Source organism: Serratia sp. CY47444 (assembly GCF_052168635.1).
Taxonomy (GTDB): domain Bacteria; phylum Pseudomonadota; class Gammaproteobacteria; order Enterobacterales; family Enterobacteriaceae; genus Serratia; species Serratia bockelmannii.
On record NZ_JBJNMH010000022.1, the window covers coordinates 42,304 to 65,040 of the forward strand.

Sequence of the window (22,737 nt, forward strand, 5' to 3'; positions counted from 1 at the left end):
TTCAGTACCTCTTAGGCCAGACGCGGGTTAACTTTTTCCGGGTTGATATCGAATTTCTTGATTGCATCAGCAACCACAGAAGCTTCAATCTCACCGCGTTTAGCCAGTTCACCCAGAGCAGCAACCACCACGTAAGATGCATCGACTTCGAAGTGGTGACGCAGGTTTTCGCGGCTGTCCGAACGACCGAAGCCGTCGGTGCCCAGTACGCGATAATCGCTGGCCGGCACATAAGTACGAACCTGTTCAGCGAACAGTTTCATGTAGTCGGTAGACGCTACCGCTGGCGCGTCGCTCATCACCTGAGCGATGTAAGGCACGCGTGGCGTTTCGGTTGGGTGCAGCATGTTCCAACGCTCGCAATCCTGGCCGTCGCGCGCCAGTTCGGTGAACGAGGTCACACTGTAGGTGTCGGAACCCACGCCGTAGTCCTTCGCCAGGATCTGCGCAGCTTCGCGCACGTGGCGCAGGATAGCGCCGGAGCCCAGCAGCTGTACCTTGCCTTTGCTGCCTTCCAGCGTTTCCAGCTTGTAGATACCCTTGCGGATACCTTCTTCCGCACCCTGCGGCATCGCAGGCATGTGGTAGTTTTCGTTCAGCGTGGTCAGGTAGTAGTACACGTTTTCTGGGTTGTCGCCATACATGCGCACCAGACCGTCGTGCATGATCACCGCCACTTCGTACGCGTAAGCCGGATCGTAAGAGATGCAGTTAGGGATGGTCAGAGACTGAATGTGACTGTGGCCATCTTCGTGCTGCAGACCTTCGCCGTTCAGGGTAGTACGGCCCGAGGTCCCGCCGATCAGGAAGCCACGCGCCTGTTGGTCGCCCGCTGCCCAGCACAGGTCGCCGATACGTTGGAAACCGAACATCGAGTAGTAGATGTAGAACGGAATCATCGGCAGATCGTTGGTGCTGTAGGAAGTCGCTGCGGCCAGCCAGGAAGAGGCTGCACCCAGTTCGTTGATGCCTTCCTGCAGGATTTGACCTTTCTCGTCTTCTTTGTAGTAAGCAACCTGCTCACGGTCCTGCGGGGTGTACTGCTGGCCGTTCGGGCTGTAGATACCGATCTGACGGAACAGACCTTCCATACCGAAGGTACGCGCTTCGTCGGCGATGATTGGCACCAGGCGATCTTTGATCGACTTGTTCTTCAGCATCACGTTCAGGGCACGCACGAAGGCGATAGTGGTGGAGATCTCTTTGTTCTGCTCTTCCAGCAGCGAGCTGAAATCTTCCAGCGCCGGCATTTCCAGCTTCTGGGTGAACTCCGGCAGACGGGTTGGCACGTAGCCTTTCAGCGCCTGGCGACGTTCGTGCAGGTATTTGTACTCTTCGGATTCTTTCTCGAAGGTGATGTACGGCAGTTTTTCGATGTCAGCATCGGCAACCGGCACATTGAAACGATCGCGGAAGTGGTGAACCCCTTCCATGTTCATTTTCTTCACCTGGTGAGCGATGTTTTTACCTTCCGCGGTTTCACCCATGCCGTAACCTTTGATGGTGTGGGCCAGGATAACGGTCGGTTTGCCTTTGGTGTCCTGCGCTTTTTTCAGTGCAGCGAAGATTTTCTTCGGATCGTGACCACCACGGTTCAGCGCCCAGATTTCGTCGTCGGTCATGTCTTTGACCAGCGCCGCGGTTTCCGGGTAACGGCCGAAGAAGTGCTCGCGCACGTAAGCGCCGTCTTTGGATTTGAAGGTCTGGTAGTCGCCGTCCAGGGTCTCGTTCATCAGCTGAACCAGTTTACCGCTGGTGTCTTTGCGCAGCAGCTCATCCCAACGGCCGCCCCAGATCACTTTCAGCACCTGCCAGCCTGCGCCGGAGAAGATACCTTCCAGTTCGTTGATGATCTTGCCGTTACCAGTGACCGGGCCGTCCAGGCGCTGCAGGTTGCAGTTGATGACGAACACCAGGTTGTCCAGCTTCTCGCGAGTCGCGATGGTGATGGCGCCTTTGGATTCCGGCTCATCCATCTCACCGTCGCCCAGGAAGGCGTAAACGGTCTGCTCAGAGGTGTCTTTCAGGCCGCGGTGTTCCAGGTATTTCAGGAACTTCGCCTGATAAATGGCGCTGATTGGGCCCAGGCCCATGGATACGGTCGGGAACTGCCAGAATTCCGGCATCAGCTTAGGATGCGGGTAAGAGGACAGGCCGTTGCCGTGCACTTCCTGACGGAAGTTGTTCATCTGTTCTTCGGTCAGGCGGCCTTCAAGGAAGGCACGCGCGTAAACGCCCGGAGAGATGTGGCCCTGGAAGTACACCAGGTCGCCGCCGTCTTTCTCGTTGCGTGCGCGGAAGAAGTGGTTAAAGCAGACTTCATAGAAGGTCGCGGAAGACTGGAAGGAAGCCATGTGGCCGCCCAGCTCCAGGTCTTTTTTGGATGCGCGCAGAACGGTCATGATCGCGTTCCAACGGATCGCAGAGCGAATGCGGCGTTCCAGATCCAGGTTGCCTGGGTAGGCCGGTTCGTCTTCTACCGCGATGGTGTTGACGTAGTTGTGCGCTGCAGCACCGGCCGCAACGTTAACGCCGCCTTTGCGGGCTTCTCCCAATACCTGATCAATCAGAAACTGAGCTCGCTCAACACCCTCTTCACGGATGACCGATTCGATCGCCTGCAGCCAGTCGCGGGTTTCGATCGGATCCACGTCATTGTTTAAACGTTCTGACATGGTGGTATTCCTTATCTGTCTAATGGTTTGTTTGGAGCCTGTCTTCCTGTGCTCTGTGCAAAAACACACGAAGACAGGCCCATCAGTTTAGTTGCCGCTTAAGTACTTAACTAAGTACCTCGAACTTAACCCCCGCAGGCTGGTGTACCCTGAAGAGGACAGCTCTTAATCCTTGCGTTGCTGGAGACGCCGTAGCGATCTCTCGCGCCGAGTATGCTCCCGGCTGAGATCCAGCAAGATTTCCTCGATAAACGCCAAGTGGCGATGCGAGGCTTCACGGGCCTTTTCCGGCTCGCGTGCCACAATCGCCTCAAAAATTCCGGCGCGGTGGCTGCTCACTTTTGCCAACATCTCACGGCGCGAGTAGAGCAATTCAAAGTTCTGACGCACGTTCTGTTCCAGCATCGGCCCCATGCAGCGTAGCAGGTGAAGTAACACAACGTTGTGAGCGGCTTCAGTCACGGCGATTTGATACTGCATGACCGCATCGGCCTCGGCGTCGAGATCGCCGCTGTCTTGAGCCTGTTGAATCACGATGTGGCAATCGCGGATGCGCGCCAGATCTTCATCGGTGCCGCGCAGCGCCGCGTAATAGGCGGCAATGCCTTCCAGCGCGTGACGGGTTTCCAGCAGATCGAACTGTGATTCGGGATGGTCGGCCAGCAGCTCGGCCAGCGGATCGCTGAAGCTCTGCCACAGATTAGTTTGCACGAAGGTGCCGCCGCCCTGACGGCGCAGGAGCAGCCCTTTCGCTTCAAGGCGCTGAATGGCCTCTCTCAGAGAAGGACGGGAGACATCAAATTGTTTCGCCAGCTCGCGCTCCGGAGGCAGTTTTTCGCCTGGGCGCAGTGTCCCCTCGAGGATCAGGTATTCGAGCTGTTGCTCGATAACATCTGACAACTTGGGTTGGCGGATTTTGCTGTAGGCCATGAGTGAATTCTTCTCTGCGAATGGCGCGGAGTCAATTGGTAATACCAATTTCAAAAACGTGACGGTAAAGTAACAAAGTATTCACCTCCTGTCCATACGGGCCTTGATCGAAATCAGGTTACCCGCACATTTTAACACCCCGCTGAAAACCCCGCTGCAAACCGGTAACGCCGTGATGGTATTACCATTTACGCGATGGGTTTGGGATTTAACTTTTACCAAACCTTACGCAAGGCAGAGTGCAAACTTTTTGCCCGAGTTTTATTGCATGGTTATGACGCTTTAATGAATGGCTATTTGGCGAGCAGCGCAACGGCGGTTCGTTCATTATTTGAACGCACCCCACCGTTCAGTTCTACGTTATTTTTGCGCATTATGTGATTTGTTGCTTATTTCATGCACTGAATCCCCCCCGCCGTCACACAACCCGCATTTTGTTTCCTAAACTGCTGCAATCTTAATCACTCACACGACAAAGCAGGTGCAAACCGACGCGCATAACATTATTCTCTGCCAAACGGTAGCGGCGCCGTGGAATTAATAGCTATAACGCCGTAAATAAAACAAAACACACATCGTAACCACTGCTTTACAGGCAGATGGGCATTCACAACGACAGAGGGTTAGATTGATGGATGGTCAACAGCAGGGTGACCAGCTGAAACGCGGCCTGAAAAACCGCCATATTCAGCTCATCGCCTTAGGTGGCGCAATCGGTACCGGGTTATTTCTCGGTATCGCTCAAACAATAAAAATGGCCGGCCCGTCAGTGCTTCTCGGCTACGCCATCGGCGGCTTCATCGCGTTTCTGATCATGCGCCAGCTGGGGGAAATGGTGGTGGAAGAGCCGGTCGCCGGTTCCTTCAGCCACTTCGCCTACAAATACTGGGGCAACTTCGCCGGCTTCGCCTCCGGCTGGAACTACTGGGTGCTGTATGTCCTGGTGGCGATGGCGGAGCTGACCGCGGTCGGCATCTACGTGCAGTACTGGTGGCCGGAGATCCCGACCTGGGTCTCCGCCGCGGTATTCTTCCTGGCGATCAACGCCATCAACCTCGCCAACGTTAAAGTTTACGGCGAGATGGAGTTCTGGTTCGCCATCATCAAGGTGGTGGCGATTATCGGCATGATCGTGTTCGGCGCCTACCTGCTGTTCAGCGGCATGGGCGGCCCGGAAGCCACCGTCACCAACCTGTGGGCGCAGGGCGGGTTCTTCCCGAACGGCGTCATGGGCCTGGTGATGGCGATGGCGGTGATCATGTTCTCCTTCGGCGGCCTCGAACTGGTTGGCATCACCGCCGCCGAAGCCGACAACCCGCAAAAGAGCATTCCGAAAGCCACCAATCAGGTGATCTACCGCATCCTGATCTTCTATATCGGTTCGCTGGCCATTCTGCTGTCGCTGTACCCGTGGGGCAAAGTGGTCGAAGGCGGCAGCCCGTTCGTGCTGATCTTCCACGCGCTGAACAGCAACCTGGTGGCGACCGTGCTGAACGTCGTGGTGCTCACCGCCGCGCTGTCGGTGTACAACAGCTGCGTCTACTGCAACAGCCGCATGCTGTACGGTCTGGCGCAGCAGGGCAACGGCCCGAAAAGCCTGCTGAAGGTCGACGGCCGCGGCGTGCCGGTGGTGGCCATCGGCATCTCCGCCCTCGCCACCGCGCTGTGCGTGCTGATTAACTACCTGATCCCGGGCCGTGCCTTCGAACTGCTGATGGCGTTGGTGGTGTCGGCGCTGGTGATCAACTGGGCGATGATCAGCCTGGCGCACCTGAAGTTCCGCGCCGCCAAAAACCGCGAAGGCGTGGTGCCGAAGTTCAAAGCGTTCTGGTACCCGTTCAGCAACTACCTGTGCCTGCTGTTCATGGCCGGCATCCTGGTGATCATGTACCTGACGCCGGGCATTCAAATCTCGGTGCTGCTGATCCCGGTATGGGTGGCGATCCTGGCCGTCGGTTACGCCATCAAACAGCGCAGCCAACGCGTCGACGGCGTCACCAGCCGTTGAATCCCGTGACCGCGCAATAAAATGGCCCGCAGATGCGGGCCATTTTTTTCGTCTGAACGCCGCTTACTTGCGCAGCGCTTTCACCTGCTCGGCGGTGACGTCCGCCGGCAAACCGCCCCAGGTCACCCGCAGGTAATTTACCAGTTCCGCCACGTCGGCATCGCTCAGACGCTCGCCGAAGCCCGGCATGCTCTGCATGCTTTCACCGTTCGGGAACTGCTGGGCCGGCAGGCCGTCCAGCACCGACACGATCAGGTTCTTGCCGTCCGCCTGGCGCAGCGTGGCGTTATCGCGCATCGCCGGTGCGACGTGCGGTTTGCCTTCGCCTTCGCGCGCATGACAGCCGGCGCACTGATCCAGATAGGTCATGCGCCCGGCATCGCTGCCCTGCCCCATTTTCACCGGCACCGCCGCTGGCGGCTGCTCGCCCATCAGATACAGCGCCAGCGCCTGATGGTCTTCCGGCGTCAAATGACGGGTGCTGAGATCCACCACCATATGCATCTCACTGAAGGCCGAACCCTGCGGCGCGAGGCCGGTGCTGAGGAAGCGGCTGACGTCCTGCGGCGTCCAGCCGCGCTGCGCCAGGCCGTGCGGCGTAATGTCCGGCGCCGTGAAGCGGCCGAGATCTCCGCCCTGCATCGGCTTAGCGAGATCCATCTGCCCCAGTGCGCCGCGCGGCGTGTGGCATTCGCCACAGTGGCCCAGCACGTCGGCCAGATAGCGGCCGCGCTGCCATTGCGGCGAATTGCCCTGCGAACTGGCCGGCAGCGGATCCTGGCTACGGAACAGCAGGTTCCAGCCGATCAGCGCCATGCGCTGGTTGAACGGGAACGGCATCTCATTGGCCGGAATGGCGACGTCCACCGCCGGGCGCGTCATCAGGTAAGCGTAGATGTCGTCGGCATCCTGACGCGATATGCCCTTGTACGAGGTGTAAGGCATCGCCGGGTACAGGTGCCGTCCGCCCGGCGCCACGCCCTGCGTCAGCGCCAGGAAGAAGTCGTCCTTGGTCCAGCGCCCGATGCCGTGGTCGGCCGACGGCGTCAGGTTGCTGCCGTAAATCGTGCCAAACGGCGTGTCCAGCGGATAGCCGCCGGCCAACGGCGCCCCGCCGCTGGCGGTATGACAGGCGGCGCAGTCGGCGGCCTGCGCCAGATAGCGGCCGCGGGCGATCTGTTCGGCGCCGGCGCTCACCTGCTGCACCGGGCCGTCGTAACGCCGGTTTTCCCGCCACCACAGCAGCGCAATCACCACGATCGCCACCAGCACAATCAACACTGAGAGACGTTTTTTCATTGCGCCGTCTCCTTCAGCAGGCCCGGCGTTTTCAGCACCACGTCGCGCACCGCTTCGTAGTAGCGCACGTAGCCGGTGCAGCGGCAGATGTGGCTGTCCAGCGCCTGCTCGATGGCGCTTTCCAGCTGCTCGCGAGCGATAGGTTCACGCTTGAGCTTTTCCACGAAAATGGTGGCGGCGTTGACGAAGCCCGGCGTGCAGTAGCCGCACTGGAAGCTGTAGTGCTCCAGAAACGCCTGCTGGATCGGCGACAGCTCAACCACCTCGCCCTGCTCGTCCACCTTGGCATGGCCTTCGACGGTACGCACTTTCTTGCCGTTGAAGAAATGCGCGCCGGTGATGCAGGTGCGCACCTCTTCGCTAGTGCCGCTAGGGTGATCGACGATCGCCACGCAGGCGTGGCAAATGCCCTGCCCGCAGCCGAGGCGCGAACCGGTCAGGTCAAGGTACTCGTGCAGGAAATCGATCATCATCAAGCCTTCCGGCACCTCGATCGGGCCGTACTGCTTTTCGTTGATGGTCAGGGAAATCGGCTGGGTTTTAATGCTCATTGTAATACCTCACGAATATTTTCTGCACGAACGGGCAAATCACGGAAACGGTGGCCGGTGGCGTCGGCGATGGCGTTGACCAGCGCGGCCACGATCGGGATCATCACCACCTCCGCCATGCCTTTCGGCGGATCGGTTTCCGACAGCGCCGGCAGGATGTCGCCGCTCTGCTTCCACACCGCCACGTCACTAGCGCGCGGCAGGTGGTAACGGTTGAAGTTCCAGGTGCCGTTGCCCGGGCCGTCTTCGTACAGTGGTAAATATTCGTGCAGCGCATGGCCGATCCCCATCGCCAGCCCGCCCTGCAGTTGGCCGGAAACCAGTTCCGGCACGATCAGGTTGCCACACTCCATGATCGAGTGGTGATTCAGCAATTCCACCTGGCCGGTGGCGATATCCACCGCCACTTCCGCCAGCGTGCCAACGGCGCTGTAGTAGGTCACCGCCGCATTGTTGCGCTGGGTCGGCGGATAATAGACCTGCCCGCGCGCCAGCGGTTTGAATTCGCCGCCGGCGTTGCGCAGCGCCATGCCGTCAACCGGCAGGCGCTCGCTTTTGCCGTTCAACGTGAAATCGGCCTCCGCCCACTGCCAGCGGTTGAACACGTGCACCGCCGCGCCGGTGACGCCGCCCATCTGATAAGCCGTCTTGGCCAGCAGCTCGAGGCTCAGCACCGACATGCCCGCCGCCGTCAGGCCGCCTTCGACCCAACGCGCATCTTCGCGCCGCACCACCAGCGGCGCCGCCTGGCCGCCGCCGATACCGGCCTGCCACAGCGCCATCGCCGCCGGCCACAGGCCGTGATCGAAGATCAGGCGCGCCGCTTCGCGGGTGCTGTGCGAGAAGTAATAGGCCGAATTGCTGGCGCTCGACGGCGAACAGTAGCTCGGCGTCCAGTTGGGGTTGGTTTGCAGCTTGTCCTGCTCTTCTTGCGACATCAGGTAAGGATCGCCGCTGGTGACCATCGGCAGTACCGACCAGTCGGTGACCGAGAAGTGCGCTTCGTCGGCCGGTTTGCCCAGCCACTGCGCGCACAGTACCGACTGCGAGGTCGACATGCCGGTGCCCATCTCCGCGCCGCTGTGATGCAGGGTGATGCGCCCGTCTTCGCTCAGCTCCACCCGGGCGAACGAGGTTTCCGCCCCGGTGCCGAAGTCTTTCTGCACGCAGCCGAAGCCAACGCCATAGCGCTTGCCGGGATAGCGGCTCTCAAACTTGGCCTTGCGTTCGGCGCGCTTGAGCCACATCTCATGCTTCGCCGCCTTCTCCAGCACTTCATCGGCGCGGATCGCACCGGCCGGGATCGCCCCTTGGGTATTTTTCATGCCGGATTTCAGCACGTTGCGCAGGCGGAACTCGATCGGGTCGATCTTCAGCTCGGCGGCCAGCTCATCCACCATCATCTCGGTGGCGGCCATGCTCTGCAGCGTGCCGTAACCGCGCGCCGAACCGGCGTCGATGGCGCGTGAGGCCAGCCCGACCGACGACAGATCGCTTTTTGGGAAGTAGTAAATCGACTGGGCGGCGGTCGCGCCGACCATCACCACCGAAGGGGTAAAGTTGCTGCGGCCGCCGCCGTCCGCCGTCATGTCACCGAGGAACGACTGCATAACGCCGGTCTGGCGATTCACCGCGATGCGATAGTTCATGTCGAACGCGTGGCGCTTCAGCGCCGTCTGGAACTGCTCGAAGCGGTCATTGGCCAGGCGCACCGGGTGGCCGTCGCCGTACATCGCCGCCACTGCGCCGTAATAGGGGAAGTTGTAGTGATCTTTCGAGCCGTAGCCCACGGTGTAGCACGGGTGCAGGATCAGCTGTTTCACCGGCGGGTTGCGCTTGGCCAGCATGCGCGGCATCTCGTCGGCCACTTCCTGCGGCGACTGGGTCGGCACCACCAGATGCAGGGTTTGCGTCTGCGCGTCGAACCAGCCGTTGGCGTTGTCCGGCTCCAGCGCCGAGGTATCGATCGACTGCGTGGTGTAGCGGCGTGACATCACCAGCCAGTCGGCCGGCGGGTTGGCCATCTCGTCGGCGATCTGGCCCGCATAGCGCATGCCTTCCTGATCCAGCTTGCCGCCCTCGCGCCCTTCCGGCCACACCGGCAGGTGCTTTTTCATCGATACCGGGAAGATTGGCGTGTCCTTCAGGCTGGAGAAGCGATCGTCGTCGAACGGTTGATCGCCCCCCACCCGCACATAGCGGAAGCTGCCCCAGGGATCGCGCTCCAGCGGGCCGGTGACCGCGCCGAATTTGATGGTCTCTTCACGGAATTTCAGCTTGTCCTTGGCAAAGCGGAATCGGGCGAAGTCGTGATAGATCAGGATCGCCACCGCCTGGCCGAGGTAGGCCGGGGTTTTGCCGCTCGGCAGCAGCATGTCGTCACCGTAGAAGGCCGGGAAGGCCAGGCCATCGCGCGCCAGATCTTCCGCCGTCACCAGGCGATCCGGCTGCAGGTCGTCCCCCAACAGCGACAGATCGACCCCTTCGAACAGCCGGTCGGCTTTGGTGACGCGCAGAATGAAGGCGTGCGCCTGTTTCTGCGGCCAGTGCGGCATGTCCACCGCGCGGATATCGCGCGCGAACACCTTCTGCCCCATGACCTTGGCGCGGCCATCGATGCGGAAACGGACGCGTTTGGTCTGCGGATCCCAGTTAGGCGACTGGAGGATTTTTTGCTCGAACAGCGCGGCGTAGGCGCGGCTGTACAGGGGGGCTAGGTACACGGAGACCCCCGCAATCACGGCGCTTTTGATAAAGCGGCGCCGCGACGGGTTGAAATTGCTCATAAATAAGTCCTTCACGTCTTTCTTGTAATTGGTTTTTGTTCGCGGTGTTGTTGCGCAAACGCTGACGACCTTGCCGTAGACGTCATAAGCATATGCTTATAACTAAAATTATGTGATGATTAACAGACTGTTTTCAACAAAAAAACATTTGCAAAACACAGGTAGTTTGTAGGCTAATAAATAATTTGCGCAAACGCGGACTTCAACCATGACCACGGGCATTGTCATTACCGCCGCCGGACGCGGGGAGCGCTTTATCCAGGCCGGCGGCCAGGGCAACAAATTGAACGCCGGATTCGCCGATGCGGCGGGCGAGCAGCGATCGCTGTTCGAACACACTCTGCGCCAGGCGCTGGCTTCCGGCCTGCCGGTACAGGTGGTAACCCGGCCGGATAATCTGCCGGTGCTGGCAGCCTGCGCCGCCAAGCAAGTACCGGTCACCCTGCTCACCAGCGCGGGCCTCGGCGACTCGATCGCCGCGGGCGTTGCGGCCACGCCGCACTGGCAGGGCTGGCTGATCCACCTGGCCGATATGCCGTTCGTCGGCGCCGACGTTTTCCGACAGGTGGCGGATGCCTTACGGCAGCACTCGATCGTGCGCCCCTGCTATGCGCAACAGCCCGGTCACCCGGTCGGCTTTTCCGCCCGATTGCGCAAACCGCTTTGCCAACTGCGCGGCGATAATGGCGCGCGTGAACTGCTGCAAGGCGCGGCGGTACACCTGCTGCCGCTTGAGTACCCCGGCGTCGTGCAGGATATTGATCTTCCATCGCAACTCCCGGCCAGCGAGTAAACTCACCTATGCAACATCTTGATGTCACCGTGGTCAGCCAGGCGATAAGCTGGCTGCAGCAACAGCCGGTCTGGTTATGCACCGTGCTCAGTACCTACGGCTCTTCGCCGCGGTCGCCGGGCGCGTTGATGGCCGCGACCCGAGACGGCCGCTACAGCGGTTCATTGTCGGGCGGGTGCGTGGAGGAGGACTTTCTACGGCGCGTAGCCGCCGGGGAGTATCAGGCGCCCAGCCAGGTGATCCGTTATGGCGAAGGCGGCATGACGCCCAACGTGGCGCTGCCCTGCGGCGGCGTGCTGGACGTGCTGATCGAGTATCTGCCGGCGGGAGAAGCCAGCGTCGCTTATCTGCAACGCATCGCCGGCGCGCTGGAAGGGCATCACGCGTTGATCAAACGCCTGACGCTGCCCCACGCCTGCCACAGCCTTGAGCAGAGCCACTTCACCAGCGCCACCCAGGTCGAACGCCGGCTCGAGCAGATCACCCTGCACATCGCGGCCGCGCCACGCCTGCTGATCGCCGGGTTGTCCAGCGTGGCGCTGTACTGCGCCGACTTCGCCGTGGCGCTGGGGTTTGAGGTGCTGGTGTGCGAGAGCCGCCCGGAGGCGCTGGATAACTTCGCCGCCGAGCTGAAACCGGGCGTGACGCTGCTGCGCCAGTTTCCGGCCAAGTTCATTGAGGACGGCGGTTGCCACGCCAATACCGCCGTCGTGGCGCTGACCCACGATCCGCGCATGGACGACCTGACGCTGATGGAAGCGATCCACACCCCGGCGTTTTACATCGGCGCCATGGGCTCGCTCAGAAACAGCGCGCGGCGGCGCCAGCGTTTGCAGCAGATTGCCGAATTCACGCCGCAGGAGCTGGAACGCATTCATGCGCCGATCGGCCTGCCGCTGGGCAGCAAAACCCCGGCGGAGATCGCCCTGGCAGTGATGGCGGCGATCGTGCAGCAGAAAAACCGGCGGCCGGCCGCCGACGGGATCAGTGCAACGGCACCACCGGCACCAGATGCTGCAGCTCCAGATACAGCTCCTCTTTCCCGCTCAGCGAATAGCTGAACACCGTCATGTCCGGCCCGTCACCGCGGGCCAGCCCCATTTCGGGTAGCACCTGCGTGTAAATTTTAATGATGTGGTCGTTGAGCGCCACCGGCTTGCCGGAATAGCGAAAACGGCAAAACTCGCCGTGGATCTCCGGCAGCGGCTCCAGCGCCACGCCTTCGCGCAGCGGGTAGTCCGTCGTCACGCCCAGGGTATAGTCGACCCTGACCCGCTCGCCGTCCGGCACCAGTTGGGTAAACGAATAGGTTTGTGCCGGGCGCTCGCCCAACAAGGTGTAGAACTGCGCCCGAAGCGCGCTGCGCTGCGGCAGGTGCGACTTGTCCAGCTTCTCGATATCCAGATGGTACGCGTAATGTTTGCCGTGAAAGGCATATTGCCCTCTGGCGATGCTGACGCGTTCGACCTGAATATCGCCGGGCTGGCTGGCCGCCAGCGAACGCACCAGATTGCTGAAGTCCTGCTTGCGGGCATGGCGATACACGCTGGGCGATTCGGCGAAGTGTTTCTTGAAACAGCGCGAGAACGTCTGCTGGTTATCGAATTGGTATTCGACCGAGATATCAAGAATGCTCTTCTGCGTGAAACGCAAGGCGAAAGCGGCGAGGTAGAGGCGGCGAGCGCGGATGTACGAGGCTAACGACAATCCGGTCTGCTTCTTGAACATGCGCTGCAGGTACCATTTCGTATAGCCTGACTTGGCAGAAACGATATCCAACGACAGCGGATTGGTCAGGTTATCTTCAATCCAGACCAGCAATTCCTTGATATGACTTTCCTGCGTACCCATGTGCTTGCCGAACCTTCTGTTGCCGATATTCCATTAGTCGAATTTTAGTGCTATCCGCGTAGGGTATACAGGTTAAAACTCGACGTCCAGCAAGCTACAGGACTTTACACACTCCCCTTCACCGCCCGCAGGCGGCGAAGGGGGCCGCGCTTATTTCAGGCAGCTGGAGCACTGACCGGCCTGGATCTTCTGGAAGAAGTCATTGCCTTTGTCATCCACCAGGATAAACGCCGGGAAATCTTCCACTTCGATTTTCCAGATCGCTTCCATGCCCAGCTCAGGGTACTCCACGCACTCCAGGCTCTTGATGCTCTGCTGCGCCAGCACCGCCGCCGGGCCGCCGATGCTGCCGAGATAGAAGCCGCCGTGCTTGTGGCAGGCATCCGTCACCTGCTGGCTGCGGTTGCCTTTCGCCAGCATGATCATGCTGCCGCCGTGGGATTGCAGCAGATCGACGTAAGAGTCCATACGCCCGGCGGTGGTTGGCCCCAACGAACCGGACGCGTAGCCCTCCGGCGTTTTGGCCGGGCCGGCGTAGTAGATCGGGTGATCCTTGACGTACTGCGGCAGGCCTTCACCGCGATCCAGACGCTCTTTCAGCTTGGCGTGCGCGATATCGCGGCCGACGATGATGGTGCCGCTCAGCGACAGGCGGGTAGAAACCGGGTACTGCGACAGCTGTTTAAGGATCTCGGCCATCGGGCGGTTGAGATCGACTTTGATCGCCTCGCCTTCCCCGGCCTGACGCAGTTCCTGAGGAATGAATTTACCCGGATTGTGCTCCAGTTTTTCCAGCCAGATGCCGTCGCGGTTGATCTTGCCTTTGATGTTGCGGTCCGCCGAGCAGGAGACGCCCATGCCGACCGGGCAGGACGCGCCGTGGCGCGGCAGGCGCACCACGCGGATATCGTGCGCGAAGTATTTGCCGCCGAACTGCGCGCCCAGACCCAGGTTCTGCGCTTCTTGCAGCAGTTCCGCTTCGAGTTCCAGATCGCGGAACGCCTGGCCATGCTCGTTGCCTTCGGTCGGCAGGCCATCGTAATACTTGGTCGAGGCCAGCTTGACGGTTTTCAGCGTCGCTTCCGCCGAGGTGCCGCCGATGACGAACGCCACGTGGTACGGCGGGCAAGCCGCGGTGCCCAACGTGCGCATCTTGTCGACCAGGTAGTTTTTCAGTTTGCCCGGCGACAGCAGCGCCTTGGTTTCCTGATACAGATAGGTTTTGTTGGCGGAACCGCCGCCCTTGGCGATGCACAGGAACTTGTACTCTTCGCCGTCCACGCTGTAGAGATCGATCTGCGCCGGCAGGTTGCTGCCGGTATTGACCTCTTTATACATATCCAGCGCGGCGTTCTGCGAATAGCGCAGGTTCTCTTCGATGTAGGTGTTGTACACCCCGCGCGACAACGCCGCTTCATCGCCGCCGCCGGTCCAGACGCGCTGGCCCTTTTTGCCGACGATGATCGCCGTGCCGGTGTCCTGGCAGGTCGGTAAAATACCCTTGGCGGCGATTTCTGAGTTACGCAGAAATTGCAGCGCAACGTACTTGTCGTTTTCGCTGGCGTCCGGATCGTCGAGGATATCGGCCACCTGCTGCTGGTGCGCCGGGCGCAGCATGAACGAGGCGTCGTGGAACGCATGCTGGGCAAGCAGGGTTAACGCTTCAGGGGCAACTTTCAGAATTTCCTGGCCTTCAAATTCGCTCACGGAAACGTGGTCGCGGCTCAGCAGGTAGTATTCGGTATCGTCTTTCTTCAGCGGGAACGGATCTTGATAGTGGAACGGTTTATTCGACATTGATCTCTCACTTGCAACATCAGCTGCGTTAAATTCACACTTGCGGCGCACGGCTCGGCGCCTTGTCAAAAAACTGCCTCCACCTTACGTATTTTTAATCAGTCAGTTATTGCGCCAAATCGCAAAATAACCGTTCTTTGCGTAAGGGATTACCACAGGCGGCGTTTCAACCTTGCTCGGTGAGAACTGCGGGTACAGGCTCATCATGCACGCTTTATTATCCCGCAGTTAACACATTGATTACAATCCATCGGCGGCGATCGTCTTATCAATGTGGCGAAAAACCGGCGCACAGCGCCAAGAAAGCGTCGGATGCGGATTTAGGCCGGGGCATATTGTCAGCCGCCGTGCCATTGCTTAAGCTAGGCCGCAATGAACAAACCAAGAATCCCCATCGCGCTGCAACAAGCGGTGATGCGCTGCCTGCGAGAAAAGCTGCAGTTGGCACGCCAGCATTTTGCCGTCGAGTTCCCCGAACCCAGCATCGTCTATCAGCAACGCGGCACCAGCGCGGGCACCGCCTGGCTGCAAAGCTGGGAAATCCGTCTGAACCCGGTGCTGCTGCTGGAAAACCAACAGCCGTTTATCGATGAAGTGGTGCCGCACGAGCTGGCGCACCTGCTGGTGTTTCGCCAATTCGGCCGGGTGGCGCCGCACGGCCGCGAATGGCGCTGGATGATGGAAAGCGTACTGCTGACCCCCGCCAGCCGCACTCACCGTTTCGAAACCGCCTCGGTGCAAAGCAAAACCTTCCCCTACCGCTGCGGCTGCGGACAGCACCAGCTCACCATTCGCCGCCATAACCGCGTGCTGCGCGGCGAAAGCGAATACCGCTGCCGCCGGTGCGGCGAAAAACTGAAATTTCTTGCTAGCGAGAACATTTAGTTAAACGATTTATACGTTAAAACAAGCAAATATCGCCATTTGCCACTGCCGGCAAGTTCCGTTACCCTGCCTGCTTTTCCAATTTTGAGCTGTTTTGGAATATGCTTCGCAGAATTTTGTTTATGGCGGTTTTCGCCGCAGGCGCCGTACAGGCGCACGGCATCAATAACTTCTCTCAGGCCAAAGCGGCGGCGGTCAAGATTAATCAGGATGCGCCGGGCAGCTTTTACTGCGGCTGCCGCATCGACTGGCAGGGCAAGAAGGGCATCCCGGATCTCGCCGGCTGCGGCTATCAGGTGCGTAAAAACGCCCAGCGCGCACAGCGCATCGAATGGGAACACGTAGTGCCGGCCTGGCAGTTCGGTCACCAGCTGCAGTGTTGGCAGGACGGCGGGCGCAAAAATTGCAACAAGGACGCCACCTATCGCCAGATAGAAACCGATCTGCACAACCTGCAGCCGGCGATCGGCGAAGTGAACGGCGACCGCAACAACTTCATGTACAGCCAATGGAACGGCGGCGCAGGCCAGTACGGGCAATGCCCAATGAAGGTGGACTTCAAGAATAAACAGGCGGAGCCGCCCGCCCGCGCCCGCGGCGCCATTGCCCGCACCTACTTCTACATGCGCGATCGCTACCAGCTGCGGCTGTCACGCCAGCAAACCCAGCTGTTCGAGGTGTGGAACCGGCAATATCCGGTGAGCCAATGGGAATGTCAGCGTGAAGCACGTATCGCCAAGGTGCAGGGCAACCACAACCCCTATATTCAACAGGCTTGTCAGCAGCGGAAAAGCTAACCTACTATAGCCTTTATCTTTCATGGCGCCGCCAACCCGCGGCGCCGTTTCGTCAGGATCAGACTACCCATGCGCATACCCCGCATTTACCATCCGCAGCCGTTGACCGATCGGGCGGAGATCGCCCTCAGCGAGGACGCCGCCAACCACGTCGGGCGCGTGCTGCGCATGAGCGCCGGCCAGGCGCTGCAGCTGTTCGACGGCAGCAACCAGGTGTTCGACGCCGAGATAGTCCGGGTGGACAAAAAGAGCGTGCTGGTGCGCCTCGGCGACGGCCGCGTGGAGGACATCGAATCGCCGCTCAACCTGCATCTGGGCCAGGTGATCTCGCGCGGCGAGAAGATGGAGTTCACCATCCAGAAATCCATCGAGCTGGGCGTCAACGTCATCACCCCGCTGTTTTCCGAGCGCTGCGGCGTCAAGTTGGACGGCGAGCGTCTGGCGAAGAAAATCCAGCAATGGCAAAAGATCGCCATCGCCGCCTGCGAGCAGTGCGGCCGCAACCGCATTCCCGAAATCCGCGAGGCGATGTCGCTGGAGGCCTGGTGCGCCGAGCAGGACGGCAGCCTGAAGCTCAACCTACATCCGCGCGCCAGCCACAGCATCAACACGCTGCCGCAGCCGGTAGACCGCGTCCGCCTGCTGATCGGCCCGGAAGGCGGTTTGTCCGCCGACGAAATCGCCATGACCACCGACCACGGATTTACTGATATTCTGCTGGGACCACGCGTTCTGCGTACCGAAACCACAGCGCTCACCGCCATTACCGCTCTGCAGGTCCGCTTCGGCGACCTGGGTTAAAGGAGAAAAGATGATTAAGCTCGGCATCGTGATGGATCCTATCGATTCCATCAACATCAAGAAAGACACCAGCTTCGCCATGCTGCTCGAAGCGCAGCGCCGCGGTTACGAATTGCACTACATGGAGATGAACGATCTCTATCTGCACGCCGGCGACGGGCGCGCCCGTACCCGCCTGCTGAGCGTGAAGGAAGACAAGGAGAGCTGGTTCAGCTTCGGCGCCGAGCAGGATCTGGCGCTGCACGATCTGGACGTGATCCTGATGCGCAAGGATCCGCCGTTCGATACCGAATACATCTACGCGACCTACATTCTGGAGCGCGCCGAAGTCAAAGGCACGCTGGTGGTCAACAAGCCGCAAAGCCTGCGCGACTGCAACGAGAAGCTGTTCACCGCCTGGTTCCCTGAGCTGACGCCGGATACGCTGGTCAGCCGCAGCGCCGCACACATCCGCAAATTCCACCAACAGCACGGCGACATCATCCTGAAACCGCTGGACGGCATGGGCGGCGCGTCTATCTTCCGCGTGAAGCAGGACGATCCTAACCTGTCGGTGATCATCGAAACCCTGACCGAACACGGCAGCCGTTTCTGCATGGCGCAGAACTTCCTGCCGGCGATCAAGGACGGCGACAAGCGCATCCTGGTGGTGGACGGCGAGCCGGTGCCTTACTGCCTGGCGCGCATTCCGGCGCAGGGCGAGACCCGCGGCAACCTGGCGGCCGGCGGCCGCGGCGAAGCGCGTCCACTGAGCGAGAGCGACTGGAAAATCGCCCGTACCGTCGCCCCGACGCTGAAAGAGAAAGGGCTGATCTTCGTCGGCCTGGACGTGATCGGCGATCGCCTGACCGAAATCAACGTGACCAGCCCAACCTGCGCGCGCGAGATCGAGGCGGCATTCCCGATTTCGATTACCGGCATGCTGATGGACGCGATTGAAAAGCGCCTGGCGGCGAAGTAATGCGTCATGCGGGCGGCATGCCGCCCGCTATCCTGTATCGCGCCCGCCAAAGCCCGCCTTTCCGGCAGCGGCTTGAAAGGCGGCGGGTATAGCCGCATACTGGCGGCTGTTTATTTTCTCACCCATTGATTACCTTATACTAACGCCATGAATTTACAGCACCATTTTCTGATCGCCATGCCAACGCTGCAGGATCCTCGCTTCAAGCGCTCGGTGATTTACATTTGCGAGCACAATGAAGAAGGCGCCATGGGTTTGGTGATCAATAAACCGGTGGAGCAGTTCACGGTAGCCACGGTGCTGAGCAAGCTGAAGATCATGCCGCCTGCGCGCGATCCGGCCATCAGCCTGGACAAGCCGGTGTTCGCCGGCGGCCCCCTGGCGGACGATCGCGGGTTTATCCTGCATACGCCGCGCCACGGCTTCGGCGCCAGCATTCAAATTTCGCCCAACACCATGATCACCACCTCGAAAGACGTGCTGGAAACGCTCGGCACGCCAGAGCAACCGGACGACGTGCTGGTGGCGCTGGGTTATGCGGGCTGGGAAAAGGGCCAGTTGGAGCAGGAAGTATTGGAAAACGCCTGGCTGACCATCGAAGCCAACACCGACATTTTGTTCCGCACGCCGATCGCCAGCCGCTGGCGCGAGGCGGGGAACCTATTGGGTATCGACATTCGCAGCATCGCCAACCACGCAGGACACGCCTGATGAGCAACCGCACCATTATCGCCTTCGACTTCGGCACCAAAAGCATTGGCGCGGCCATCGGCCAGGAGTTGACCGGCAGCGCCCGCGCCCTGCCGGCCTTCAAAGCGCAGGACGGCTCGCCGGACTGGCTGAAAATTGAAAAACTGCTGAAGGAGTGGCAGCCGGATTTGGTGGTGGTCGGCCTGCCGCTGAACATGGACGGCACCGAACAACCCGTTACTGCCCAGGCGCGCAAGTTCGCCAACCGCCTGCACGGCCGCTTCGGCATCCAGATCGATCTGCATGACGAGCGCCTGAGCACCGTGGAAGCGCGCGCCAACCTGTTCGACCGCGGCGGCTTCCGCGCCCTTGATAAAGGCAGCGTGGATTCCGCCTCCGCGGTAGTGATCCTCGAGAGCTGGTTCGAACGGCAGCTGGGCTAAACACCCGTTCCCTCCCCCGCACAGTCCCCCAACACACCGGCGTCAATCCGCTGCTGCAAACCTTGCTCAAAGGTTTGCATGCCGGACTGTGCGCCGGTTTGCAACACGCTCGCCAACTGATGCGTTTTCCCTTCGCGGATCAGGTTGCTGACCGCCGCCGTCGCCGTCAGCACTTCGAAGATCGCCACGCGTCCGCCGCCGGGCCGCCTCATCAGCTTTTGCGCGATCACCGCCTGCAGACTGCCGGCCAGCTGGGCGCGCACATAGGGTTTTTCTTCCGCCGGAAACACGTCCACTAACCGTTCCACTGCCTGCGACGCGCTGCGGGTGTGCAGCGTCGCCAGCACCAGGTGGCCGGTCTCCGCCGCGGTGAGCGCCAGCCGGATGGTGGTGGTATCGCGCAGCTCGCCCAGCAGGATCACATCAGGATCTTCGCGCAGCGCGGCGCGCAACGCCGCATCAAAGCTGTGGCTGTCGCGGCCGATCTCCCGCTGCTGGATCAGCGATCGCCGGCTGCGGTGCAGGAATTCAATCGGATCCTCCAGCGTCAAAATGTGCCGCTGCTGGTGCCGGTTGATCTCGTCGATCATCGCTGCCAGCGTGGTGGACTTGCCGCTGCCGGTGGCGCCGGTGACCAGGAGAAGCCCATCGTCGCGCCGCAGCAGCGCCGGCACGATGGCCGGCGCTGCCAGCTCGGCAAGCGAAGGCGATTGCCCGGCAATGCGCCGCAACGCGAGAGAAATCCCCGCGCTTTGTTGAAAAATGTTGGCGCGCAACCGCTCCCCGCCCGGCCTGTGCAACGCCAGATCGACCTGCCCCAGCCGCCGCAGGCTCTCGCGCTGCTGCGCATTCAGCAATCCATCGCAGAGGGCCTGCGCGCCTTGCGCCGTCAGCGTTTGCGCCGCCGCCAGCGGCTGCAGTTCACCGTCGATGCGCAACATCGGCGGATGACCGGCACAAAGGTGCAGATCGGAAGCATTATGCTTTACACTAAGGGCCACGAATTCATCGATATCCATATCACTCTCCCGGGTCAATAATGAGCACTATCCAACAGAACCTGCAGGATGTCAGAAACCGCATCGCGGCCGCCGCGCAAAACTGCGCACGGGCGCCGGAAGAAGTTGCTCTGCTTGCAGTCAGCAAAACCAAACCTGTGGCGGCGATCGAAGAAGCCATCGCCGCCGGCCAGCGCGCCTTCGGCGAGAACTACGTGCAGGAAGGGGTAGACAAGATCCGGCATTTCGCCGAGTCGCCGCAGGGCGGTGAGTTGGTGTGGCACTTTATCGGCCCGCTGCAATCCAATAAGAGTCGGCTGGTGGCGGAACATTTCGCCTGGTGTCATACCGTGGATCGGCTGCGCATCGCCCAGCGCCTGAGCGATCAGCGCCCGGCCGACCTGCCGCCGCTCAACGTGCTGATTCAAATCAACATCAGCGATGAGCAGAGCAAATCCGGCATTGCATTAAGCGAACTGCCAGCGCTGGCCGAGGCGCTCGCTGCGCTGCCGAACCTGACGCTGCGCGGCCTGATGGCCATCCCGGCGCCGGAAGCGGATTACCAGCGGCAGTTGGCGGTATTCAACCAGATGAACGACGCCTTTCTCGCCCTGCGCCAGCGTTATCCGCAGGCCGATACGCTGTCGATGGGCATGACGGACGATATGGCGGCAGCGATTGCCGCAGGCAGCACCCTGGTGCGCATCGGCACCGCAATTTTTGGCGCCCGCGACTACTCGCAGGCCTGACAAACAGACGAGGGATTTGATGCAACATCGCAAGATTACCTTTATCGGCGCCGGCAACATGGCGCGTGCAATCATCGCCGGCCTGGTGGCGGGCGGCTATCCGGCCAAATCCATCAGCGTCTGCGCCCCTTCGGCGAAAAACCGTGACGCGCTGGCGGCGGACTACGGCATCGTCAGCAGCGGCGACAACGTCGCCTGCGCGCGTGAAGCCGAGGTGGTGGTGCTGGCGGTCAAACCGCAGATGATGGCCGACGTGTGTCAGCCGCTGCGCGAACAGGTCGATTTCGGCGGCAAACTGGTGCTGTCGATCGCCGCCGGTATTCAGGTCAGCCGTTTCTATCAGCTGCTCGGCGACCAACTGGACATCGTGCGCATCATGCCCAACACCCCGTCGCTGGTCGGCAAGGGCATGAGCGGGCTGTACGCGCCGGCGCAGGTCAGCCAACAGGATCGCGACTACACCGGCGATTTAATGGCGTCGGTCGGTAAAGTTTGCTGGGTAGATGACGAAAATGGCATCAACGGCGTGATCGCCGCCGCGGGCAGCGCCCCGGCTTATTTCTTCCTGTTTATGGAAGCGATGCAAAAAGAGGCCGAACGCATGGGCTTCGACAGCCAGACCGCGCGCGATCTGGTGCAGCAGGCCGCTTCCGGTGCTGCCGCCTTGGTGGAAGCCAACCCGGATACGCCGCTGGGCACGCTGCGCGAGCAGGTGACTTCCAAAGGCGGCACCACCGCCGAAGCGCTGCGGGTGTTCAACGAACGCCAACTGCCGGAAACCGTGGCGCAAGCAATGCAGGCCGCCGTTTCTCGTGCGCAAGAAATGGAAAAATTATTTTAAATAACCATGAGTTAAGGAGAAGGACCACTTCATGCTAACGCTGACTTTCCTGGTCAAGACCGTTATTGATCTGTACGTGATGGTGCTGTTGCTGCGCATTTGGATGCAATGGACGCGCACCGATTTTTATAACCCGTTCTCGCAGTTTGTGGTGAAGATCACCCAACCGGTGGTCGGCCCGCTGCGCCGCATCATCCCATCGCTGGGGCCCATCGACAGTGCTTCTCTGCTGCTGGCGTTCCTTTTGATGACCATCAAGTACCCGCTGCTGCTGCTGATCCAGGGCGGCGCGATATCGCTCAGCCCGTATAACCTGCTGTTCGGCCTGATCTCGCTGGTCAAGTCCGCCGGCTACCTGATCTTCTGGGTGATGATCATTCGTGCGCTGATGAGCTGGGTAAGCCAGGGCCGCAGCCCGATCGACTACGTGATGTACCAGCTGACCGAACCGTTGATGGCGCCGATCCGTCGCATCATTCCGGCGATGGGCGGTATCGACTTTTCCGCCATGGTGGTGATCCTGATCCTCTATCTGATCAACTACCTGGGCATGGATCTGTTCGGCGAGATCTGGTTCCTGCTGTGAGTGCCGTCACTCCGGTGCTGGACGGGCTGGCGATCAGGCTATATATTCAGCCGAAAGCCAGCCGCGACCAAATTATCGGCTTGCATGGCGACGAACTAAAAGTCGCCATCACCGCCCCGCCGGTCGACGGCCAAGCCAACGCCCATTTGATCAAGTTTATCGCCAAGCAGTTCAAAGTGGCGAAAAGCAACGTCACCATCGAGAAAGGCGAACTGGGGCGGCATAAACAGTTACGCATCGTGAATCCGCAACAGATCCCCGCCGTGGTCGCGGCGCTCATCGAATAATTTTCAAGG

21 protein-coding genes are annotated in these 22,737 nt (G+C 60.6%); 13 read left to right on the top strand and 8 right to left on the bottom strand.

Translation table 11 applies throughout. The annotated features are described in order from the left end of the window. Positions 1–11: 11 nt before the first annotated feature. Together aceE and pdhR are read right to left on the bottom strand one after the other, a co-directional pair. On the bottom strand, positions 12–2,675 hold the full coding sequence (gene aceE / locus ACJ8IL_RS22010) for a pyruvate dehydrogenase (acetyl-transferring), homodimeric type (protein WP_025304233.1): 2,664 nt from the start codon (positions 2,673–2,675) through the stop codon (positions 12–14). A gap of 165 nt (positions 2,676–2,840) precedes the next feature. After that, the gene (gene pdhR / locus ACJ8IL_RS22015) at positions 2,841–3,605 is read right to left on the bottom strand and encodes a pyruvate dehydrogenase complex transcriptional repressor PdhR (protein ID WP_004937490.1); all 765 of its coding nucleotides are present in this window, start codon (positions 3,603–3,605) and stop codon (positions 2,841–2,843) included. 631 nt (positions 3,606–4,236) lie between these two features. Between pdhR and ACJ8IL_RS22020 the strand changes: the two genes are divergently transcribed. Beyond that, the gene (locus ACJ8IL_RS22020) at positions 4,237–5,613 is read left to right on the top strand and encodes an amino acid permease (RefSeq protein ID WP_025304234.1); all 1,377 of its coding nucleotides are present in this window, start codon (positions 4,237–4,239) and stop codon (positions 5,611–5,613) included. Positions 5,614–5,676: 63 nt separating this feature from the next. On the opposite strand, the gene ACJ8IL_RS22025 is transcribed toward ACJ8IL_RS22020, so the two are convergent. From ACJ8IL_RS22025 to ACJ8IL_RS22035, 3 genes are read right to left on the bottom strand one after another with little or no spacing between them, the layout of a single operon-like run. Next, positions 5,677–6,912, bottom strand: coding sequence for a cytochrome c (locus ACJ8IL_RS22025; protein ID WP_173889752.1), 1,236 nt, complete (start codon positions 6,910–6,912; stop codon positions 5,677–5,679). Next, positions 6,909–7,463 carry a (2Fe-2S)-binding protein gene (locus ACJ8IL_RS22030; protein WP_038879260.1) on the bottom strand — a complete coding sequence of 185 codons (555 nt, stop codon included), beginning with the start codon at positions 7,461–7,463 and terminating at the stop codon, positions 6,909–6,911. Before ACJ8IL_RS22030 ends, ACJ8IL_RS22025 begins: the two co-directional genes overlap by 4 nt. Beyond that, positions 7,460–10,249 carry a xanthine dehydrogenase family protein molybdopterin-binding subunit gene (locus tag ACJ8IL_RS22035; RefSeq protein WP_147823231.1) on the bottom strand — a complete coding sequence of 930 codons (2,790 nt, stop codon included), beginning with the start codon at positions 10,247–10,249 and terminating at the stop codon, positions 7,460–7,462. Before ACJ8IL_RS22035 ends, ACJ8IL_RS22030 begins: the two co-directional genes overlap by 4 nt. 208 nt (positions 10,250–10,457) lie before the next feature. On the opposite strand from ACJ8IL_RS22035, the gene ACJ8IL_RS22040 reads away from it, so the two are divergent. Together ACJ8IL_RS22040 and ACJ8IL_RS22045 are read left to right on the top strand one after the other, a co-directional pair. After that, positions 10,458–11,042 carry a nucleotidyltransferase family protein gene (locus tag ACJ8IL_RS22040; protein WP_043141320.1) on the top strand — a complete coding sequence of 195 codons (585 nt, stop codon included), beginning with the start codon at positions 10,458–10,460 and terminating at the stop codon, positions 11,040–11,042. Positions 11,043–11,050: 8 nt separating this feature from the next. Next, positions 11,051–12,103, top strand: a complete 1,053-nt coding sequence (locus ACJ8IL_RS22045) for an XdhC family protein (RefSeq protein ID WP_043141323.1) — start codon at positions 11,051–11,053, stop codon at positions 12,101–12,103. Here the strand turns inward: ACJ8IL_RS22045 and ACJ8IL_RS22050 are convergent. Further along, positions 12,027–12,893: a helix-turn-helix domain-containing protein gene (locus tag ACJ8IL_RS22050; protein ID WP_043141326.1), complete on the bottom strand. Its 867-nt coding sequence runs from the start codon at positions 12,891–12,893 to the stop codon at positions 12,027–12,029. The two genes, ACJ8IL_RS22045 and ACJ8IL_RS22050, sit on opposite strands and share 77 nt — an antisense overlap. A 150-nt stretch (positions 12,894–13,043) precedes the next feature. Next, positions 13,044–14,690, bottom strand: coding sequence for a class I fumarate hydratase FumA (gene fumA / locus ACJ8IL_RS22055; protein WP_033635936.1), 1,647 nt, complete (start codon positions 14,688–14,690; stop codon positions 13,044–13,046). A gap of 372 nt (positions 14,691–15,062) precedes the next feature. Between fumA and ACJ8IL_RS22060 the strand changes: the two genes are divergently transcribed. The 6 genes from ACJ8IL_RS22060 to ruvX all read left to right on the top strand — a co-directional run bounded on the left by ACJ8IL_RS22060 (position 15,063) and on the right by ruvX (position 19,267). After that, on the top strand, positions 15,063–15,575 hold the full coding sequence (locus tag ACJ8IL_RS22060; protein WP_100397091.1) for a SprT family zinc-dependent metalloprotease: 513 nt from the start codon (positions 15,063–15,065) through the stop codon (positions 15,573–15,575). A 101-nt stretch (positions 15,576–15,676) separates the two neighbouring features. Further along, entirely contained in the window at positions 15,677–16,372 is a 696-nt protein-coding gene (gene endA / locus ACJ8IL_RS22065) for a deoxyribonuclease I (protein WP_043141331.1), read from the top strand. A 69-nt stretch (positions 16,373–16,441) separates the two neighbouring features. Next, on the top strand, positions 16,442–17,173 hold the full coding sequence (gene rsmE, locus ACJ8IL_RS22070; protein ID WP_025304244.1) for a 16S rRNA (uracil(1498)-N(3))-methyltransferase: 732 nt from the start codon (positions 16,442–16,444) through the stop codon (positions 17,171–17,173). 10 nt (positions 17,174–17,183) lie between these two features. Further along, positions 17,184–18,134, top strand: coding sequence for a glutathione synthase (gshB, locus tag ACJ8IL_RS22075; RefSeq protein WP_025304245.1), 951 nt, complete (start codon positions 17,184–17,186; stop codon positions 18,132–18,134). A gap of 147 nt (positions 18,135–18,281) precedes the next feature. Further along, entirely contained in the window at positions 18,282–18,845 is a 564-nt protein-coding gene (locus ACJ8IL_RS22080) for a YqgE/AlgH family protein (RefSeq protein ID WP_004937452.1), read from the top strand. After that, complete coding sequence (ruvX, locus tag ACJ8IL_RS22085) at positions 18,845–19,267, top strand: Holliday junction resolvase RuvX (protein ID WP_025304246.1); 423 nt, start codon at positions 18,845–18,847, stop codon at positions 19,265–19,267. The genes ACJ8IL_RS22080 and ruvX overlap by 1 nt, the downstream gene beginning before the upstream one ends. On the opposite strand, the gene ACJ8IL_RS22090 is transcribed toward ruvX, so the two are convergent. Further along, entirely contained in the window at positions 19,264–20,286 is a 1,023-nt protein-coding gene (locus tag ACJ8IL_RS22090; RefSeq protein ID WP_049204215.1) for a type IV pilus twitching motility protein PilT, read from the bottom strand. The genes ruvX and ACJ8IL_RS22090 overlap by 4 nt on opposite strands. Before the next feature lie 20 nt (positions 20,287–20,306). Here ACJ8IL_RS22090 and ACJ8IL_RS22095 point away from each other — a divergent pair, with 20 nt between their 5' ends. From ACJ8IL_RS22095 to yggU, 4 genes are read left to right on the top strand one after another with little or no spacing between them, the layout of a single operon-like run. Beyond that, positions 20,307–21,014, top strand: a complete 708-nt coding sequence (locus ACJ8IL_RS22095; protein WP_025304248.1) for a YggS family pyridoxal phosphate-dependent enzyme — start codon at positions 20,307–20,309, stop codon at positions 21,012–21,014. A gap of 19 nt (positions 21,015–21,033) precedes the next feature. Beyond that, positions 21,034–21,855 carry a pyrroline-5-carboxylate reductase gene (gene proC / locus ACJ8IL_RS22100; protein ID WP_025304249.1) on the top strand — a complete coding sequence of 274 codons (822 nt, stop codon included), beginning with the start codon at positions 21,034–21,036 and terminating at the stop codon, positions 21,853–21,855. A gap of 31 nt (positions 21,856–21,886) precedes the next feature. Continuing rightward, the gene (locus ACJ8IL_RS22105; RefSeq protein WP_025304250.1) at positions 21,887–22,441 is read left to right on the top strand and encodes a YggT family protein; all 555 of its coding nucleotides are present in this window, start codon (positions 21,887–21,889) and stop codon (positions 22,439–22,441) included. Continuing rightward, on the top strand, positions 22,438–22,728 hold the full coding sequence (gene yggU / locus ACJ8IL_RS22110; RefSeq protein WP_004948014.1) for a DUF167 family protein YggU: 291 nt from the start codon (positions 22,438–22,440) through the stop codon (positions 22,726–22,728). Before ACJ8IL_RS22105 ends, yggU begins: the two co-directional genes overlap by 4 nt. Positions 22,729–22,737: the final 9 nt, after the last annotated feature.

What these genes read in the sequence shown, in the direction of transcription:
- ACJ8IL_RS22090 (WP_049204215.1), bottom strand. Translation starts at nt 20,286, where the DNA reads ATGGATATCGATGAATTCGTGGCCCTTAGTGTAAAGCATAATGCTTCC.
- ACJ8IL_RS22095 (WP_025304248.1), top strand. Translation starts at nt 20,307, where the DNA reads ATGAGCACTATCCAACAGAACCTGCAGGATGTCAGAAACCGCATCGCG.
- endA (WP_043141331.1), top strand. Translation starts at nt 15,677, where the DNA reads ATGCTTCGCAGAATTTTGTTTATGGCGGTTTTCGCCGCAGGCGCCGTA.
- ACJ8IL_RS22045 (WP_043141323.1), top strand. Translation starts at nt 11,051, where the DNA reads ATGCAACATCTTGATGTCACCGTGGTCAGCCAGGCGATAAGCTGGCTG.
- ACJ8IL_RS22020 (WP_025304234.1), top strand. Translation starts at nt 4,237, where the DNA reads ATGGATGGTCAACAGCAGGGTGACCAGCTGAAACGCGGCCTGAAAAAC.
- aceE (WP_025304233.1), bottom strand. Translation starts at nt 2,675, where the DNA reads ATGTCAGAACGTTTAAACAATGACGTGGATCCGATCGAAACCCGCGAC.
- fumA (WP_033635936.1), bottom strand. Translation starts at nt 14,690, where the DNA reads ATGTCGAATAAACCGTTCCACTATCAAGATCCGTTCCCGCTGAAGAAA.
- pdhR (WP_004937490.1), bottom strand. Translation starts at nt 3,605, where the DNA reads ATGGCCTACAGCAAAATCCGCCAACCCAAGTTGTCAGATGTTATCGAG.
- ACJ8IL_RS22050 (WP_043141326.1), bottom strand. Translation starts at nt 12,893, where the DNA reads ATGGGTACGCAGGAAAGTCATATCAAGGAATTGCTGGTCTGGATTGAA.
- ACJ8IL_RS22040 (WP_043141320.1), top strand. Translation starts at nt 10,458, where the DNA reads ATGACCACGGGCATTGTCATTACCGCCGCCGGACGCGGGGAGCGCTTT.
- ACJ8IL_RS22060 (WP_100397091.1), top strand. Translation starts at nt 15,063, where the DNA reads ATGAACAAACCAAGAATCCCCATCGCGCTGCAACAAGCGGTGATGCGC.
- proC (WP_025304249.1), top strand. Translation starts at nt 21,034, where the DNA reads ATGCAACATCGCAAGATTACCTTTATCGGCGCCGGCAACATGGCGCGT.
- ACJ8IL_RS22025 (WP_173889752.1), bottom strand. Translation starts at nt 6,912, where the DNA reads ATGAAAAAACGTCTCTCAGTGTTGATTGTGCTGGTGGCGATCGTGGTG.
- ACJ8IL_RS22035 (WP_147823231.1), bottom strand. Translation starts at nt 10,249, where the DNA reads ATGAGCAATTTCAACCCGTCGCGGCGCCGCTTTATCAAAAGCGCCGTG.
- rsmE (WP_025304244.1), top strand. Translation starts at nt 16,442, where the DNA reads ATGCGCATACCCCGCATTTACCATCCGCAGCCGTTGACCGATCGGGCG.
- ACJ8IL_RS22105 (WP_025304250.1), top strand. Translation starts at nt 21,887, where the DNA reads ATGCTAACGCTGACTTTCCTGGTCAAGACCGTTATTGATCTGTACGTG.
- ruvX (WP_025304246.1), top strand. Translation starts at nt 18,845, where the DNA reads ATGAGCAACCGCACCATTATCGCCTTCGACTTCGGCACCAAAAGCATT.
- ACJ8IL_RS22030 (WP_038879260.1), bottom strand. Translation starts at nt 7,463, where the DNA reads ATGAGCATTAAAACCCAGCCGATTTCCCTGACCATCAACGAAAAGCAG.
- ACJ8IL_RS22080 (WP_004937452.1), top strand. Translation starts at nt 18,282, where the DNA reads ATGAATTTACAGCACCATTTTCTGATCGCCATGCCAACGCTGCAGGAT.
- gshB (WP_025304245.1), top strand. Translation starts at nt 17,184, where the DNA reads ATGATTAAGCTCGGCATCGTGATGGATCCTATCGATTCCATCAACATC.